We start from the raw sequence: 18,519 nt of genomic DNA, 5'->3' as shown, positions 1-18,519 counted from the left end.
TTAGGGGGTGCAGACAAGGAGCGTCAGGCTCAGCCCCGAGGGCCGGCCAGCTGCCGCTGCCTGAGGCCAGGGCCATACGGTCCGCCTTTCTAGCAGACCACCTCTGTCACCCCTTCCGGAGTTGACCACCGGTTGATCGTCTTCCGGCATCCCTAGAATTTAGGTCGTGCGCCATCCCCGCTCTGGCCGAATCACCTTCGGCGACAAAAATTTTGATCCCGGCATCGTGAGGGGAGGGCACGGATGCGACTGAGGCTGAAGCTCTTCGTCACATCACCGATGACGAGCTGAGCGGTGAAGTTTCTCCTTTGGTCTGCTATCATATCGGGTTCACGCAGGTGACAATCGCTGAGGAGAAGAAGTTGAACACTATGGCCGCGGACATGGAAACTATCAGATCGTTATGCAAGCGACGGGGATTCATCTTTCCGTCGTCGGAGATTTATGGAGGAGTGGAGGGTGTGTGGGATTACGGACCGCTCGGCGTGGAGCTGAAAAACAACATCAAGCGGGCCTGGTGGCGAGCCGTCGTCTACGAGCGGGACGACATCGAGGGTCTGGATGCGGGAGTTTTGATGAACCGGCTGGTGTGGAAGTACTCCGGTCACGAGGAGACATTCTCCGATCCGCTGGTGGATTGCCAGGAGTGCAAGCGTCGCTTCCGCGCCGACGCTCTCCTGGAGGAATCCCTCAACCGCGCCGTGGAGCAAACGATGGCCGATGCTGTCAAGGAGTTCTCGCGCTTTGGCGAAGAGATCGGGGCGTTCCTCGATGAGCTTGAGCGCCAGGAGAGGGAACGCGGGCGCGTCTATCCGAACCGATGGACGTTAGTCGCCGAAGCGCTGCAGCGCCCTGAGATTCAGGAGCAGCTTCGGCGTCGAGGCCAGGAATTCTCGACACGACTCCCGGTGATGGATTCCGGTCCGATGAGGGCGTGGATAGAAGCGCTTGAACAGATCCGGCCGCGCCTTCACGAGCGGCTAGCCGCAATCCGGATCATCGAGGCGAGTTTCGGGCGGACTTATGAGTCCGACAGTCAGCTCCTTCAGCAGGCGATCGTAGCCTACCGACCCTGGACGACCGAAGTGGTGCGGGCCTCGTGGAACGAGCTTTTCGTCCTCTTGAACGAGAAGAAGGCGGTTCGCTGTCCTCACTGTGGGGCCGTTGGGTTGTTCACTCCCCCGCGCCGGTTCAATCTCATGTTCAAAACGTTTCTCGGACCAGTGGAAGAGGAGGCTGCGCTCCTCTATCTTCGACCGGAAACGGCGCAAGGGATATTTGTCAACTTCTCCAACGTGCTCACGACGGCACGACGGAAGCTGCCGTTTGGGATCGCGCAGATCGGTAAGGCTTTCCGCAACGAGATCACGCCCCGTTATTTCACTTTTCGCACCCGGGAGTTCGAGCAGATGGAGATCGAATATTTCGTTCGTCCGGGAACCGACGAGGAGTGGTTCGAGCACTGGGTCACGGAGCGCTTCCAGTGGTATCTGCGGCTGGGCATCCGGCGGGAAAATCTCCGCCTCCGGGAGCAGGATAAAAGTGAGCTCGCCCATTATGCCAAGCGGACTGTGGACATCGAGTATCGTTTCCCGATGGGCTGGGGAGAGATCGAAGGGATCGCCAATCGCACGGATTTCGATCTTCGGGCGCATAGCAAATCTAACCCCGAAAATGCACATTCGACGGCTGATCTGGTCTATTTCGATCCGGAGACAAACGAGCACCTGACACCGTATGTCATTGAACCGTCGGCGGGTGTGGATCGGTCGCTTTTGGCGTTTCTCGTGGATGCCTACGACGAGGAGATCGTGCGCGGCGAAAAGCGCGTCGTCCTCAGGCTCCACAAGGAGCTGGCTCCGATCAAGGTGGCCGTGCTGCCGCTGCTCAGGAACCGATCGGAGATCGTGGAGCTGGCCCGTAAGATCAAACGCGATCTTCAGGGGACGCTGCGCACCGTCTACGACGATACGGGTTCGATTGGGAGGCTCTATCGGCGGCAGGATGAGATCGGCACCCCCTATTGCGTGACGGTGGATGTGCAATCGCTCGAAGACAAGCAGGTGACGGTGCGGGATCGCGATACCATGCAACAGGTGCGCATTCCCATCGAACGACTCAAGGAATACCTCCTGGCGGAGTTCCGTGGGGCCGCCGGCTCCTGATGACTGTTTGAGGATTTACATTCATGGAGGCACTCCCATCAGAGGTCCTCGCCGTATGTCGCGCTATCAGGCAGGCGGGCGGAAGGGCTCTGCTCGTCGGCGGTTGCGTGCGGGACTTCCTGCTCGGTCAGCCGTGGAAGGATCTGGACCTGGAAGTCTACGGTATTCGGGTGGAGGAACTGCGGCGGCTGCTTGAGTCGTTCGGCGAGGTCAACACGGTGGGCGAGAGTTTCACCGTCTACAAGCTCGCGCTGCGGCTATCTGCCCGTGAGAAGCTCGACATTGATGTCAGCCTGCCGCGACGAGAGTCGAAACAGGGGCGGGGACATCGAGGATTTCTCGTCACCGCCGATCCCTTTCTCCCGATTGAGGAGGCGACGCGGCGGCGCGACTTCACCATCAATGCCATTCTCTACGATCCCCTCGATGACGAAATTATTGATCCGTTTGGTGGGCGGACCGATCTCCAGCGGCGGTTGCTGCGGGTAGTGGACCCAAGGACATTTGCCGAAGACAGCTTACGGGTCCTCCGCGCCATGCAACTGGTGGCCCGCTTTGAGCTGGAGATTGAGCCCGAGACCAGAGAACTGTGTCGTCAAATTGATCTTAGCGATTTGCCCGCCGAGCGCATCTGGGGCGAATTTGAGAAGCTGCTTGTGCGGGCCCGCCGACCGTCGCTGGGGCTGGATGCTGCCCTCCGGTTACGCATCATTGAGAAACTGCTGCCCGACATGGAACGGCTGGTGGGCTGTCCCCAGGATCCCGAATGGCATCCCGAAGGCGATGTCTGGGTGCATACGTTGCTCGCTGTTGATAAGGCCGTGGAACTCACCACGGAGTTGTCGCTGGAGAAAAAGATCACGGTGATGCTGGCTGTGCTCCTTCATGACATCGGTAAGCCGCTCACGCTCGTCTACGAAAACGGGCGCATCCGCACGCCCGGTCACGAAGAGGCCGGGATTGCTCCTGCCCGGCGCGTGCTCGACCGGCTCAACATCCACACGCTTCATGGCTATGATGTGCGTGCTCAGGTGCTGGCCCTGGTGGCTCATCATCTCAAACCGGCACAGTTTTACAAAGATCGTGAGCGCGTGAGCGACGGGGCGTTTCGTCGTCTGGCGGCTAAGTGCGATCTGGAACTTCTCTACCTTGTGGCTAAGGCAGATGCGCTGGCGCGAGGGCCGGCGTCCGAATCCGCAGCCGAAGAGTGGTTCATCGAGCGCGCGCGTCAGCTCGGCGTCCAGCACGAACCGCCCAAGCCCATCCTTTTGGGACGGCATTTGCTTGGTCTCGGTGTTGAGCCGGGTCCGCAGATGGGTCGGATTCTCAAGGCCGTTTACGAACTTCAACTGGATGGTCGCGTGGCCACGCTGGATGAGGCCCTCGCTGCTGCCCGCCAGCTCCTTGCCCACATGCAGCAGTGAAAGGGAGTGGATCCTGCCGAACGCTCTCGCCCGATCTTTGACCGGGAAAAATCTCCTCCCAAATTCATCGTAGATGCGGGCGGATCAAGACGGATCATCCTACCCCTTTGCCTCCATCGGTGTTCATCTGCAGTGAGGTTCCCATCGTTTCAGAGCGTCCCTCTCGCACTCCATGATCAAGTCCTCCAAACAAGCCCGCAAAGCATGCCAGAGGACGCGAAAGAATTTTCATAGTTTCAGGGCAGGGACGCGCTCAGGTCGTCTAGGAATGCGATGAACTCAGCCAGTTCCTGCCGATACCGGTTCCGCAGAAGCAGATCCACCTTGCGCAGGACCAGGCTCATCCGTTCCCAGTCCAGGTCCATCGTATAGGCATGACGGAAGAGGTGGCCACATCGCCGCAGTTCGCCGAGGGCTTCGTAAGACTCCGATCCGATCACAGACGGGCGGACCGATTCAATCGTAAGGGTCATCCGTTTGAGCAGATAAGCGTGCCAGGATTCGGGATCAGCCGGTGCATTGCCGAACAGGGCTGCAATGTTTTTTATTTTCGAAAGCGCAGTACAAATTGTGGAGCAGATAGCCCATGACTGCCTTGTCCCGAAGAGAAGGAGGGCGATCCGGAGGTAGCTCCTGGCGAATTCCGTCCAGTTCGCGGAAGATTCGCTCGACACTCTCCAGATCAGCGCAAATCTCAGCTTGAAGGGTTTTGATCGCTTCACGCGTCATAGACGACCACCCCATGCTGGCGAACGCGCTCGGAGAAGGAATCCTCACCGAGCTCACGGAAATCAACCTCCCGGCCCAGTGCCTCTTCGATCTCCCGCCAGAGCCCGAAGTAATCTCCCCGCTCGCGCCACTCACCTGCTATGTCAATGTCCGACCGAGAGGTGAACCATCCGGGTCGGGTCAGGGAACCAAAAACAAAAAACCGCAAGACAGTGGCAGCGTGTCGCCGTCCGATCTCCCGCAGCGCGCAAGCGACGGAAGCGAGCGTGTGCTGGCGCAGGCGCTCCCGCTCCTCCCACAACCGCTTGGCGCGGCGGCGAAATCCATCCCGGAAGGATTCCAGCGATGCCATCGGCTAACAGTATAGTTGGTCCTGAGGGAGAAAACCATTCTGCCAACAGGATGGCAACCCTCCTCTTAGCGAAGGCCCGCCGGTGGTCTTCGCCCCCGGCTCGGGGCGCAAAGGGTCGCTCGTAACAGCCTTTCTCCCGCCTTTGCTGTGCAAGTTTTTCAAGACGAAGGGGTTATGCGGAAAACTCATGCGGAAGGGGCCTCGTGCGAGGGGCTCCCGAAAAAAAGTTTTTGACAGAGGCTAACTTTCTCTGCTACATTACGTTGCTTGAAAAACCAGATCACACGGGCGAGGACAGAGCGAATTGAGCAAAATTTCATCGCTGGAGCAGGCGGTTCAAACCTACGGAGTGGAACATTGGGGTGCGGGATACTTCGGTATCAACAAATATGGCAATCTCATCGTCCGACCGACCAAAAACGATGTCCGGTCGGCCGATGTCAAGTTGATTGTTGATCACCTGATCTCCCGCCAACGACTCAAGCTTCCGGTGCTTCTTCGTTTCCCTCAGATCATAGCCAGTCAAATTCGCGAGCTGTATCTGTCGTTTTCCTCGGCGATTCGGGAGTTTGACTATCGCGGAGCCCATCTGGCCGTCTATCCGCTGAAGGTGAATCCGCGACGCGATGTGGTCGAAGCGTTCCTTCAAGAGGGACGCAAGTACGGCTACGGACTGGAGGTCGGAAGCAAAGCCGAGTTGTATGCGGCTCTGGCCTTCGAGCAAACGTCGGATTCGCTACTCGTGTGCAATGGCTTCAAGGACGAGACCTTCATCGAGATGGCGTTTGCGGCGGCGGCCTTGGGCAAGAACGTTTTCGTGGTCGTTGAGAAGCTCAATGAGCTGTACACCTTCCTGCGATTGGCTGAGACCGCGCGCTATAAACCATATTTGGGCGTGCGGGTGAAGCTCTATTCGCGGGGCAGCGGCCGATGGGAGAAATCGGGTGGCGAGACCGCCAAATTCGGCCTGACGACTACCGAGACGCTGGAGGTCATCAAGCTGGTCAAGCAGCATCGGCTGATAGACTCGCTCAAGATGCTTCACTGCCACATTGGCTCCCAGATCACCGACATCAAGCGGATCAAGAACGCCATTAAGGAAGCCGCCCGTGTCTACGCCAAGATGCGCAAGCTCGGCGTGGAGATCGAATACCTCAATGTGGGCGGGGGTATGAGCGTGGATTACGACGGAAGTAAGACCTCCTTTGAATCCTCGGCCAACTACACCATGCAGGAATTCGCTAATGATGTCGTCTATACGATCTCCAGCATTTGCGCCGACGAAAATGTCCCCGAGCCGATCATCGTCACCGAATCGGGTCGCATTCTCACGGCCTATCATGCGATGGTGGTCGTCAACGTGCAGGACGAGATCGAAACCGTCATTGACGAGATTGCTCCGGGCGAGGTGGATGAGGACGATCCTCAGGTCGTCCTGGAGTTGAGAGACTTGCGCGACAACATCACCTCGAAAAATTATCGCGAATATTACCACGATGCCCTCGAACACAAAGAAGAACTGGTGACCCTTTTCAGCCTGGGATACATTGACCTGGAGGATCGGGCCAAGGGGGAGGTCCTCTTCTGGCAGATCATCGAAAAGGTCGAACAATTCGCCCGTCAGTCGAAATTCTTCCACGAGGAGTTCGACGACCTGCGCAAGCTCCTGGCGGCGAAGTATCTCTGTAATTTCTCGGTCTTTCGCAGCGCTCCCGATGCCTGGGCGCTCGATCATCTTTTCCCCATCATGCCTATCCATAAACTCGACGAACCTCCCACGGAGTTCGCCACGCTCGTTGATCTGACCTGCGATTCGGATGGCGTCATTGATAAGTTCGTTGACCTCAAGGATGTCAAAGAGGTGCTGGAAGTCCATCCCTTCAGCCGCGAGCCGTACTATCTGGCCATTTTGCTTGTAGGGGCATACCAGGAAGCCATGGGCAATTATCACAACCTCTTCGGAGCCCTCAACGAAGCGCACATCATCATTGATACGGATGGCGATTTCCATGTGCAGAAGATCATTCCTGGCCATTCGCTGGGCGATGTTCTGACGCTGGCGCGCTATGACCGAACCTTCTTACTGGAGGGCTTCGAGCGAAATCTGGCCATGGCGGTCAAACGAGACCGCTTGAGCGAGGACGAGAGTGTACTGTTGCGGCAGTACTATGAAGCAACGGTCAACAAATACACCTATCTGGATTAAGCCGCTATGATGGTCATACGGAAAACCAAAAGCACGAAATTCTTGACGACGCCAACGCGCCCGTTACAGATTGACCGGGACCGATCGGTGGCGGGACTGCTGGACAAGATGGAGGGCATTTCCTTTCAGGGGCGCAACATGGCCATCGCTCGCAATCTCTGGAAGCGAATGCTGGGCGACAGTGCCACGATCTTCCTCGGCCTGGCCGGGATGATCGTGCCGGCGGGGATGCGTCGTCTGGTCACCTATCTGATCAAGAACCGGTTCATTGATGTGCTCGTCACGACCGGAGCCAATCTCTTCCACGATCTGCACGAGACGCTCGGCCGATACCATTACATCGGCAGCACCGATCTCAACGATGTGGAATTGCAGGAGGCGATGGTGGATCGCCTCTATGACACGCTGGCCAGCGAGATCGAATTCCGCGAAGCCGATGAATGGATCGGGAACTTCATCGCACAACTGGACCTCAGTCGCCCCTATTCGCCCCGGGAATTCCTCTATCTGCTCGGGCGCGAGCTGGCCGAGATCGCTTCCGAAGATGGCATCCTCACCTCGGCCTACAAATCGAAGATTCCCATCTTCTGTCCGGCGATTGCCGATTCCTCTATCGGAGTCGGCCTGGCCGTCAGTCGGGTGGAGCGCAAGACCATTCTTCAGTTCGACGTCATCCAGGATGTCATCGAGATCGCTCACATCGTCGCGCAGGCCCCCAAGACGGGCATCATTTGCTTTGGCGGGGGCAGCCCCAAGAATTTCCTCCTGCAAGCGCAGGCGACGGCGGCCATGCTCAAAGCGAATGTGCGAGGCCACCAGTATGCCATCCAGGTCATCACCGAACCCCCTCACTACGGCTCGCTATCCGGAGCAACGCTGGAAGAAGCCCAGAGCTGGGGAGGGATTGCTAAAGGAGCGCAAAAGGTCACGGTCTACTGCGATGCGACGATCGCCATGCCGCTTCTGGTCACGGCCTTGACGCAGAGCGCCATGAGGGAAGCGAAGATTCGCCGTCGTCCCGTCTTCACGATGGGACGTGAGCTGAAGGTCAGCTATTGATCACGGCCCGGCACCTGGAGTTGGTGTCGTGAGTCAGCGGGTCGCATCCCCTATGAGCGAATCGTCATTGAGTTTCAACTTCGGAGGGGTTGACGGCGAGTGTACCGATTATGACCGCGCTCGAATTCTCATCTGGCCCGTCCCGTTTGAAGCAACTACCACGTACCTGAAGGGGACCGCCCAGGGACCGCGCGCCATCATCGAGGCCTCCCATCATCTCGAACTCTATGACGAAGAGCTGGGGGGCGAGGTCTATCGGCTTGGTATTCACACGTTGCCTCCCGCGTGCGTGACCGGTCCGATTGAGGAAGTGATGAATCGCCTCTATGAGCAATCTCGCCGATGGCTCGCTTCCGGGAAATTTCTCTGCACGCTTGGCGGCGAACATTCCATCTCCGCCCCCATTGTCGCCGCCTTCGCCCAGCACTATCCCGACCTCACCGTCTTGCAGATTGACGCGCATGCGGATTTGCGGTCGTCCTACGAGGGCACGCCCTATAATCATGCGTGCGTGGCGGCGCGCATGGTCGAGCACTGCCCGGTCGTTCAAGTCGGCGTGCGGTCGCTCAGCCGCGAGGAAGCCCGCGCTTTGCCACATCTGCCCGTGACGATCTTCTTCGCCAAGGACATCGTGGGCCGACGCGATTGGATCGAAGCGGTCATCGCCCGCTTAAGCTCGCACGTTTACCTGACGATTGATGTGGATGGCCTCGACCCGTCGCTCATCCCTGCGACGGGGACGCCGGAACCAGGGGGATTGTCCTGGTATGAGACGCTCACTCTCGTTCGCCAGGTGGCCGAGAGAAGGACAATTGTGGGAATGGACGTGACCGAGTTGTGCCCCCTGGCTGGTCCCACGGCCTCCAGCTTCACGACGGCCAAACTCATCTACAAATGTCTCGGTTACGTCTTCGCCAGCGATCTTCCTCGCGATGGCACGACGAGCCTTTGAGCAAAGACTGGGTGAGCTTCTCTCTCAAAGCCGTAGTTCGATGATGGCCGAGACTCCGGCCCGCCCCTGCGTCTTCTGGAACCCGGGCTTTTTGACGTTTCTTCCCGGCAGTGATTCCCCAGAGTCATGCAGGAGCTTCATTCTCACCGACTTGAGCAGCGGATGAAGACCCGTTCCCTTGTCCTGACGCCACGCTCCAGAAATCTTGCCGCGCAAAATACGAGGAGTCCCGGTGAACGCCGTCACCGGTCACGAACTCGCGCGGACGGAGAGCAGAAGCAGCTTCTGAATTTGTCGAACGTCGCGCCAGCCTGCTCGGGCTTTTTAAGATCGTACAATTGTGGAGGGCATTGCCGATTCAACCGGATGTGTGTAAATTACGTCCCTATGGCAGCGGAGGTGAAGGAATCATCGTTGTTCGGATGGTCGTCGGTAGCGACGGCTCCGTCTCAATATGAGGGAGAGTGGCTGGAGCTTTTCAAGTGCAAGTGGACGCTGCACATTCTGAGCGAGTTGCGGGCGCGGCCTCGTCGAACGGCGGAGTTGCTCCGGGCGCTGCCGGGACTTCGGGCAAAAGTCCTTCACGCGCGACTGGATGAGCTTCAACGGGCCGGTCTCGTGTCCCGCTGGGAGCGGGGCGGCTATCCCCGTCATGTGGAATATCGGCTGACGCCCGACGGCCGCCGCCTCAGCCCCCTGCTTGATCACCTTCTGCAGAACGGGATCGCGCCGGAGACGGTGGTCGTGGTTTTACACTGCAAGTGGATGCGTAGGATTCTCGGACTTCTTTTACAACGACCTCATCGCACGAGTGAACTGAAACGGGCGCTACCGGGAATCAGCAGCAAAGTTCTCTCGGAACGGCTCCGCCGATTGGAAGCCCTGGGACTCATCACACGCACGGTCTCGGCCGAGCGTCCCGTGCGCGTCGTCTACTCGGCCCTGGAGAGGGCACGACCCCTGGCTGCATTCGCCTCGGTGGCGAGCCGGTGAAAGGCTTCTCCCGTGCGGGTCAACCGAGGTGGATCCTGGAGCATGTTTTGCGCTGCCGCTCGATTCGCCAGCGAGAACAGCTCGCTCGCCGACAACCCCTTGGTCGCGGCATTATACTCGATGTACCCGAAGAAGTAGCGCATCCAGAAAAATGAGGCCAGTTCTAAACGAAGCACGTGAGCGAGCTTTCCCACCACTTCGACAAAGCGCACGTCAAGCGGCTCCCAGAAACTGAAGACATCGCGGGAGAAAAGCTCCGTCGCCGTGACGAGGGCGGGGACGAGCAGCTCCCAGTCCCGCGCCTTATAGAGCCAGGCTTCCCCTAAAATCAGTCGTTTTCCGTAACGCTCGGCCAGTTCAGCAATCCGAAAGGGGCGATCGAGCAGGAAATCGAAATTGATGGGATAGAGATGCAGGTCGAGATAATCTACCGTGGTTGACCGGGCCAGCGACTCAAAATAGGCCAGCGCGTCCCAGGTGCCCGCACCGGCTCCCACGAGCACGCCCGAACGATCCAGCCCATCGAGCACCGTGCGCACGACATCGGTGAAGTTGGCAACGGTGAATGGCAAGCCCGTGTTCTCCCAGGCCGTGTGAGGTTCGTTCTCGATAGTGAGGAAATCGGGTCGGATCTCGCGGATGATCGTTTCGGCCATCTGACGCTTCTCGCGCTTGTAGCGTTGAAATGTGAGAGAGGCATAATAGGATTGCACCGGAAGCGCTCCGAGTGCCGATGGCTTAAACGCCGGCCCCATTCCCACGAGGATTTTCAATCCCCGTCGGCGCAACTCCTCGGCCAGTCGTTTGTAGAACGCCAGATACTCCGCCGACCGCGGGAAACCGGGCAGGAGAATGGGATAAACGATGGCCAGTTTGACTCCCCGCACCCCTAAAAGTTGTAGCCGATCAAGGCTTACCAGAACTCCCTGCCAGGTTTCCTCCGTCAGAAGGCGCTCGCCCTGATTGCCATTGGCGGCGAGAAGTTCGGCGGCGAACACTACTGGAAACCTCTCGCCGTTCCAGCGTGAGGACAGCACCCGATCTGCTGCTGTTAGTCGTTGATCTAAGAGGGCATACAGGTCAGCGTATTCGCTCGGAGGCTCTGCGAAAGCGGCTCGCGGCACTCCCAGCGACAGCAGCATTATGAGAGCAACACACGATCTCCTCATCGTAAACCCTTCCGAAAATCACCATTGTGAACACGGATCAGCACGGTTGAGGATACCCGTCAGTGTCCATCCGTGTCCATTGGCGGTGAAATTTTTATGGGTTCCGGATGCCATCCGGCGCCAATGAAAGACTCCTCCGAAATTCCTTGGGGAGCGCATGCACATTGCGTGCCCTTTGCTGCTTTTGATCAAGAGGCGCGCTCAAAGCGAGCGCTCCGCGGTCTTCACCATCCCCCATGAAAAGACGGCACGACAATCGGCGACACTTCTTCTTATGGCCGGGCGGAGGATGAGCCTGGAATCTGCGTCTTCTGTCCGCTCACTCCGACTATCTCTCTTCCCGAGCGATTGGCAAACGCCGACCGGTCGAGCGGATGCCGGGAGGCACTCTGTCCACGGTGCGACAATCCTCTCCACGGCATTGACTGAGCGCTGCTAGCCACTCCGAGAACTGAGCCCGCACCTGGGGATCGGTCGTGGAATAGAGATTCTGGAGCTGGTAGGGATCACGCCTCAGATCATAAAGCTCACGCTCTCCCGTCACATACTCGACATAGAGATGATCGCGCGTGCGGATGCCCCGATAGGCAGGGATTGCTCCTCGTGGTCTTTGCTGTGGACGACCGGGTAGCGAATCCTCCGGCTCCAGCACACCGTTCAGCGCAGTGCGGAAATTGCCCCGTCGAAGCCTTCTTCTTTGAGGATTCACGGGACCATTCTCCAGCAACAAAGCCTGGCGCCAGCTTTCTATTGGCGGCGGAGTCTTGCCGAGCAAGGGTACGAGCGAGCGCCCGTCAACGAAATCGGGGACTTTCGCTCCCGCCAGCTCCGCCCAGGTCGGCGCCAGATCCACGTTGCCCACCAGATGGTCTATCGTTCGACCAGCAGGAACGCCCGGCCCGCGGACGATCAGCGGCACGCGAATGTCTTCTTCGTAGGGTGCTACCTTGCCCATCGCCAAGCGATGGTTACCCAGGTGAAAGCCGTTATCTGAGGAGAAGAAAATGTAGGTTTTGTCGAGTTGGTTGGTGGCTTTGAGCGCATCAATAACCGATGCAAGGGCGTCATCCACGGCCTGTAGCGATTGCAGCCGCTTGCGATACTGCTCATCAATCAAAGCGATTGCGCTCGAAGGTAAAGGTGCCCGGTCGCGGATATACGCGGGCTTGTCGCTGACCTCCTCTTCGTTGAAGTTGGGCGTGCGCGGTGCCCTGACATCAGGGAACATATTTTCGTGTCGGGGCGCGGGCGTGGCCGGACCGTGGGGAGCATAGACGGACAAATGAATAAAGAACGGCTTTCCTTCTTTGGCCATGCGCTGGATGAAATCAACAGATTTGCGGGCATAGACGTCGGTGCCGTAGTCTTCGGGTTTGTTGCCGTAGGTGACGAGCTTGCCGTTTTCGTTGAGCGTGTAGTTGTACTCGCTGTACGGATTGCCTTTTACGGGGCTGTACCACTCAGTCCAGCCCGGCGGGACATATGTGAGCGCAACACCTTGAGGATAGCCGTTCAGATACTTGCCGACGTACATCGTCCTGTACCCGGCGGCCTGCAACCAGGTGGCGACCGTCGAGTTCTCCTCACCCAAGGAATGGAATTTTTCAAAGCCTCCATCGGGTGGGCGATTGGCCAATATTTGCGTGTTGTGGGCGTATTGGCCGCGCAGGATCGTCGCCCGCGACGGGCAACAGAGGGAGAAACTGACGAAGAAGTTCGAGAACGACACGCCCTGATCTATGAGCAGGGCTTTTAATTTGGGCATGAACGCGATGGAGTGGGCGTCCAGATCGTCGGTGAGAATGAAAATGATGTTCGGGCGATCCGCGCCTGCCGTTTGGCTTGCTGTGTTCCCGCCGCCCCCGTTCAAAACCACAGCAAGCAGCACCAGACCGATGCTGAGAGTTCTACGCAGTCGTCTCATCGTCTCACCTCCCACGAAATGCTATCGGGATCACACTCTTCACCTTTGTTCAATCAGTCTGACAGGTGGTCTCGGCTGGGCGCAACCGGCCGGATCCTGACCCGGGGTGTAAGCGTAGGTTGTGCTGCCCCGGCGGATAAAGTCAGGTACGCTACTGCGGTAAGGCGTCTGGCCAGGCACCAGGCTCCAGTTCGTCCTACCCTCCAATCGGGCTAGATAGGGCTGGTGATTGCGAGGGTCAGCGGCGTCGGTCGTTACCGTGTTGCAGGCGTGGAGGGAGAGAAAGGAGGGAGACTGGATATTGGATGTTGACGATTGAGTTTGGGCGGACCTGTTAGCCAGGTACTCCGGGATGGTGGTGACGTAGATCATGATATAGCGGCCATTGCGCAAGCGGGCCACAGCCGGGTCCTTGACGCCCAGGGCCTCCAAGCTGGCCGATGGGTCCGGCGACAAGCGCGCCTCGGAGTCCACCTTCCACGTTACCCCATCGGTGGTAAATATTGAGTAGATGGCCATCGGTGGGATCGCTGGTGGTGGAGGCGGCGGGTTAGCGGCCAAGCGGAAGCCGTAAAAGCGGTAGCCGCCCTCTACGGCCAGACCATTGGCCATCGTCATATTGCCGGTGGAGAAGTCGGCCTGACGAGTGAAGTTGAGGCCGTCGGTGGAAGTAGCGTGCCAGTTGGCACCGGGCGTGGTGACCTGCCCCCCGGCAAACAGGTGCCACGTGTCGCCGATCAAAAGCGCAGACGGGTCGAGGACACCCCTACTCTCCACGGAGAGGCGATAGCCTGCTTCGAGTTGAAAGGTGAAGCCGTCGTCGGAGAGGGCAGAGTAGGTGCGTGGGGGGCCGCCGCCCGGGCCGGGTGGCGCGCTGGTGAAATAGAGCCGCCACTTTCCATCAGGCGTGCGGACGATGTCCGGGTCCACAGCGTCAGGCTGGCCTGGAGCCAGCCCGTTGATCCTCACCCGGCGGTATCTCCAGGTCTGGCCGCCGTCCGACGAGAGGGCCACCACAGTCTTGTTGTGGACCTCCTGGGGACACCAGGTGACGTAGTACACCCGCAGCACACCGTCGTCGTCCACGATGGCGTCGGGCACGTCGGCCTGGTCCGACAGGATGCGGTTGGCGCGGGTCCAAGTGAGCCCGTCGTCGGAATAGGCAATCATGAGTCGGTTAGCCCACGGGCCGAGTTGGCCCGCTGCACCGCGCGGTGGAGTGCCGTAGCCAGTGCAGGGAGTGAAGTCATCGGTGGCCTGAGCTGCCGATGAAGACCCCGAGACTGTTAGCACGGCGCAACTCACGGCCACAGTGATCAGCGTGATTAAAAAGATAGGTAGCTTGCGATTCATCTTCGTTCACCTCTCACTGTATTTTTATCAGAATTCGCCCCGACTGCGCGGGAATGGAGATGGCGCTCTGATGGATTGTCCCTCGACGCACATCCTGATACCGACCTATCGGCAATACGACCATCTGCTCCAGACTCGAATGGGCATTCACGATGACGATCCCGTTTTCAAACTGCCGCTGAAACACATACGAAAGCCCTGCTATCGGCTGATAGTCTCCCACGAAATTTCCCAGGGGCGCTCTCATAATTGGGTTGGTGTCCCAATCCGCCCTTCCCATTGCCCCAAACAGCGCATGGCGACCGTCTGTTCCGAGCAGATACGAGGCAAAGCCATACTCCAGCTTGTCATCGTCTTCACTGTGCACCTTCGCCAGAAAGTATTTCGGCGGGTCGTGCGTGATAAATCTCCGCATCATCTCCAACTGAAACAGCCATCTCTCTTCCGTTGCCTTACCTTGCCCATGAACAAAGGTTGTATCCATCTGCCCGCCGTCCACTCGGGCGGTGTCCAGATACTGGCTCAGATAAAAGTCGCTGTTTTGAAAGCCTGGCGGAGCGAAAGCCCAATCGTCAGGCTCATTGGGCATCCCGTTGAAGATGTGCATCTTCTCCCCGATGGCGCGCTCTCTGAGGAATTTGTGATACGCCACCAGGAAATCGGCTGACTTATGGTAGTAATCGTTTGTGACAAAAGGAGCGTTCTTGTCGCTTCTGCGGATCGGTTTGCACTCCGGGTCACCGGGCAAGGTCACGTCCAAAGCTGAGACCTCATACCACAGTGCTTCCCAAGCAGACAGATCAAAGAAGATGCCGTCGTAGCGGTATTCGCCCTGGGGATCGAGCAAAATCTCGATCACTCGTGCCATTTCCTCCCGTGTTTCCCGGCGCGAGACATCCACAATGTCACGACCGCACTCATCTTCAAGGCTTCGGAATCTAAGGATAACGCCGTTCTGATTGGGCCAATCGCGGTGGATCAGCATCCGGTCTGTGTAATCGGCTAACTTTTCTGCGCCCCGGGGCCAGATGTTGATGTAGCGGAGGAGTTTTACATTTGGATTGAGGGCGTGCTTGAGCTGGCGCATGTGCTCGATCTCGCCGAGGGGGACGGCAAAGATCACTTCCGTATAGCGGACGGCATTCTCTTTGTCTTCCTGAGACCACTCCACCGAATCCTTCCACGAGTTCCATTTCGTGTAGAGCCTGGCCGGGTTAGGAAAGACGCTACTGTCTCCGCTCTCTCTGTTATTTCCACCTACCACAGGGCTACTGATGCATCCGCCCAAAGCAACGTTGAGCAGCATCAGGCTAAGACTGAATGATTTGATCGCGTACCTCATGTCGTCTTGTCTTCTTCCTGTCTCGCAGTCTCACCTCTTCAACGAAGATTAGACTTTATCACCCGTGGTCTGCCGCCGATGCCTCTTCAAAAAGCGTCTGACAAAATCTCCCTGGTCCGTCAGAGGCGGTCGTTTGAACTCAAGGTCTTGACTGAGATCCTTGTCCGGCTGCTGTGAGCCGAGCGCAATGTGCGTTGCGGAATCATTCTCCGCGCTGGGCCGAAGTCCCACGGTGATTGTAGGGAAATCAGCCACTGCTGTCCCCCTCAGCATGCGAGCGATGCCCACGCTGAGCGCGAGGGCAAACACCAGGGGCCTGAGGGTCGTGACTCTCATTCTCAGCTTCATGACTTCATGTCCCTCTGGAAGAGCGCCGCCTGGGCGTGCTTGTCGGCGCAAAGGCCAGGCCCGCCGGAGGCGGGCGCTCCCGTGTTTTCATCGAAAGCATCCGTCGGCACTTTTCATCCGCTGGTGAACTTCACAGTCTCATCGTTTCCGAAGGACATTTGCTGCTTTGTGACGGCGGGCGGTCGCGCCAACGAGACTGACTGAATCAATTCCTTGTAGGCGAAGTAGGCGGGCTTGGGATTGCCCTGGTTGTCCATGAGACCGTAGTAACGGAAACCCTCCATGTCCGGCCTGTCGTAAAGATTGAACCAGAGCACCTTTTCCGCCCCCAGGCCTAACAGGTAAGGAATCTGGTCACGAAGCCACTGAGCCTGTCCCTCCAGCCCCTGGTAGTTGGGATCTTTCTGCTCGGAAGGGTCGCTGGAGTAGCCCGCTGACGTGATCCAGATGGGCTTGTCGGCAGCTCCCGCCTGGGCGAGGGCATTGCGGATGTAGTTCATCCTCCTGGATGCTTCCTCACGAAAGTCAGGCGAACCGAAAACGTGAAAGCTGATGACATCGAAGTACCGAGCAGCCGGGTAACGGGGATCCGAAAGAATCTTGGTGAGGAAATCAGGGTCAACGCGAGAACCACCGAGGCTCAATCCCCCCAAGCAAACCTTGGCCTGAGGATCAGCGCGTTTAACAGCATCGTAAGTGACCGCCAAAAGCTCCGCGTACTGGGCTGGGGTGCCCGCCCAAAAACCGGGGAGGTCAGGCTCGTTCCACACCTCCCAGTACTTGATATCGTTTTTGTAGCGCGAGACGGTCTGAAAAACATACTCAGCAAAGGCCCGATAATCCCGCGGTGGGTAGTCCCAGCGGTCCAAGCCCGGTGGTGGGTTATCCGGCGCGGTTGTGTTCCAGTCAGCGGAAAAACCGAGCATTGCCAGTATCTGCAAACCCTGCTCACGAACCTTCCTTACCTGGGCATCGTAGCCCGACTCTTCGTAGCGAAACACGCCGGGCGCAGGATTCACATGGGAGTAGTGGATTTCAAAGTGAATCCAGCCAATGCCCGCCTGCCCTGCGAGCTGGATCGCACGGGGCAGGACGATAGCATCGCGCGACGCCCCTAGCTTCACGCCATACCGATCGTTGCTGGCCGGGATGGGATCCTGGAGTCGCTCTTCTACCCACCGCATGATCACGGCATTGTAGTCTTCGCCGTTCTTATAGCGGTCGCCCCCAAGCTCAGAGCTAGCGAAGAAGGTCGGGATGTGCACGCTGCACGGCAGCGACGACTCGCGATCTTGACCCGCACAGACCTCATGCACCCGCGCCACTGCTTTGTACTCGGTGGAGGCTCCTTTGATCGCATCAGTGAGTCTCCTGTAGGTGAGCTGCGCCCCGCTGCCCGTGTAGGTCCGCCCCTGGGCATCGGTGATCGTCACCTGATCATCGGGAGGGCAGTCGTAGACCTGATCGTGCGTATTGAAAAAGGCATAGATGGGCGTCCGCATCATCCCGGCGTTGATCACTCGATCCGGGGTGATCATCGCCTCAGAAACTGCTCCCATTTTGGCCCGGAACAGCTCCAGCACCTGGGGATCGTATTTGTCGCCACATCCGGCTTGCGCCAAGAGGTCCGAGAGATCGCTGACTGCACCGCTGTCGGCGATCACGCCGCTGATCGCTTGATGCTCGGCGGCGGCGAGCATACTGGCGAGGTTGAGCGCGCCCACCGATCCGGCGCTCGTCCCGTGCACGAATATGTGCGTCGTCGCATATTTTTGTCGCGTGTACTCCAGCGCCGAGCGCAATGCGAGAAAGCCATCGGCTCGCGGGCGCTGTCCGTTGGCGTCGGTGTTGGGATTGTACGGCTCTTCGACATCTCCTATGCCCATGTACATGTCGTGATCGCACATCGAGGGGACTAAGAAGCGGAAGCCTCCATGCGCGGCCACGTTCTTCATGAGGCCCCGTTCTTGCAGGTGACTAGCCAGGCTTTCCAGGTTCTCTTCGTCGAGGTAGCAGGGTGTGCCGGGTCCGGCGCAGTACGCCGTTGGCAAGTACGTGCCGCCAGGGCCATAGGCCCCCAGCCCGCCGCCGTGCAGCCGAACCCATAGCGCCTGTGGCATCGAAGGGGGAACTCCTTGCCGATAAGCAATCACAAAGGTGTAATAGCCCCGGCGCGAACAGGTGTAGGCCATGTTGCGATACCACTCGAGGACGTAGCCATTGGCAGAGACAGTGCGTTCGAGCTTAATCTGGCTGGTCGTGTAGGTGTATGGCGGAGGCGTGATGGGTTCCGAAGACTGGGATAAAGTCTGCGGCACCCCGCCAAACGCTCCCGTTGTGACCATCGCCACCAGGATGATGCGATTGAGAAACTTTTTCATCATGCTTGTCATCATCTTGCACCTCCTCGTCTGCAATTGATGTGGCACAGCCTTTAACTTGCAGGACGTTTCTTCCCAAAGTCTCTGTGCTAGCAGTTGCCGCAACCTGGACGGGACAAGTG

14 protein-coding genes are annotated in these 18,519 nt (G+C 58.4%); 6 read left to right on the top strand and 8 right to left on the bottom strand.

Going from position 1 to position 18,519, the window contains the following annotated elements:
- Positions 1-371: 371 nt before the first annotated feature.
- Positions 372-2,165, top strand: coding sequence for a glycine--tRNA ligase (locus tag VNM72_04470; GenBank protein ID HXF04654.1), 1,794 nt, complete (start codon positions 372-374; stop codon positions 2,163-2,165).
- 23 nt (positions 2,166-2,188) lie between these two features.
- Positions 2,189-3,589, top strand: a complete 1,401-nt coding sequence (locus VNM72_04465; protein ID HXF04653.1) for an HD domain-containing protein — start codon at positions 2,189-2,191, stop codon at positions 3,587-3,589.
- A 236-nt stretch (positions 3,590-3,825) separates the two neighbouring features.
- Here VNM72_04465 and VNM72_04460 read toward each other — a convergent pair whose 3' ends face one another.
- Positions 3,826-4,263, bottom strand: a complete 438-nt coding sequence (locus VNM72_04460; GenBank protein ID HXF04652.1) for a hypothetical protein — start codon at positions 4,261-4,263, stop codon at positions 3,826-3,828.
- Between the two features lie 44 nt (positions 4,264-4,307).
- The gene (locus tag VNM72_04455; GenBank protein HXF04651.1) at positions 4,308-4,670 is read right to left on the bottom strand and encodes a hypothetical protein; all 363 of its coding nucleotides are present in this window, start codon (positions 4,668-4,670) and stop codon (positions 4,308-4,310) included.
- Positions 4,671-4,974: 304 nt separating this feature from the next.
- On the opposite strand from VNM72_04455, the gene speA reads away from it, so the two are divergent.
- From speA to VNM72_04435, 4 genes are all read left to right on the top strand, one after another.
- Entirely contained in the window at positions 4,975-6,876 is a 1,902-nt protein-coding gene (gene speA, locus VNM72_04450) for a biosynthetic arginine decarboxylase (GenBank protein HXF04650.1), read from the top strand.
- A 6-nt stretch (positions 6,877-6,882) separates the two neighbouring features.
- Positions 6,883-7,935, top strand: a complete 1,053-nt coding sequence (locus tag VNM72_04445; protein HXF04649.1) for a deoxyhypusine synthase family protein — start codon at positions 6,883-6,885, stop codon at positions 7,933-7,935.
- Between the two features lie 52 nt (positions 7,936-7,987).
- Positions 7,988-8,887 (top strand): agmatinase, encoded by a 900-nt coding sequence (speB, locus tag VNM72_04440; GenBank protein HXF04648.1) that lies wholly within the window; start codon positions 7,988-7,990, stop codon positions 8,885-8,887.
- Between the two features lie 366 nt (positions 8,888-9,253).
- Complete coding sequence (locus tag VNM72_04435) at positions 9,254-9,880, top strand: helix-turn-helix domain-containing protein (GenBank protein HXF04647.1); 627 nt, start codon at positions 9,254-9,256, stop codon at positions 9,878-9,880.
- Here VNM72_04435 and VNM72_04430 read toward each other — a convergent pair.
- From VNM72_04430 to VNM72_04405, 6 genes are all read right to left on the bottom strand, one after another.
- On the bottom strand, positions 9,820-11,049 hold the full coding sequence (locus VNM72_04430; protein ID HXF04646.1) for a hypothetical protein: 1,230 nt from the start codon (positions 11,047-11,049) through the stop codon (positions 9,820-9,822). The two genes, VNM72_04435 and VNM72_04430, sit on opposite strands and share 61 nt — an antisense overlap.
- 328 nt (positions 11,050-11,377) lie before the next feature.
- Positions 11,378-12,973: a sulfatase-like hydrolase/transferase gene (locus tag VNM72_04425; GenBank protein ID HXF04645.1), complete on the bottom strand. Its 1,596-nt coding sequence runs from the start codon at positions 12,971-12,973 to the stop codon at positions 11,378-11,380.
- A 39-nt stretch (positions 12,974-13,012) separates the two neighbouring features.
- Positions 13,013-14,326: a hypothetical protein gene (locus VNM72_04420; protein ID HXF04644.1), complete on the bottom strand. Its 1,314-nt coding sequence runs from the start codon at positions 14,324-14,326 to the stop codon at positions 13,013-13,015.
- A 13-nt stretch (positions 14,327-14,339) separates the two neighbouring features.
- Positions 14,340-15,668, bottom strand: coding sequence for a putative glycoside hydrolase (locus VNM72_04415; protein HXF04643.1), 1,329 nt, complete (start codon positions 15,666-15,668; stop codon positions 14,340-14,342).
- A 48-nt stretch (positions 15,669-15,716) separates the two neighbouring features.
- Complete coding sequence (locus VNM72_04410; GenBank protein HXF04642.1) at positions 15,717-16,004, bottom strand: hypothetical protein; 288 nt, start codon at positions 16,002-16,004, stop codon at positions 15,717-15,719.
- Between the two features lie 125 nt (positions 16,005-16,129).
- Positions 16,130-18,412, bottom strand: a complete 2,283-nt coding sequence (locus VNM72_04405) for a glycosyl hydrolase (protein HXF04641.1) — start codon at positions 18,410-18,412, stop codon at positions 16,130-16,132.
- Positions 18,413-18,519 lie beyond the last annotated feature (107 nt).

It is taken from the genome of Blastocatellia bacterium (assembly GCA_035573895.1).
Classification (GTDB): Bacteria; Acidobacteriota; Blastocatellia; order HR10; family HR10; genus DATLZR01.
Note: the sequence above shows the minus strand (reverse complement) of the source record. Positions and strands in the feature narration are given on the sequence as shown.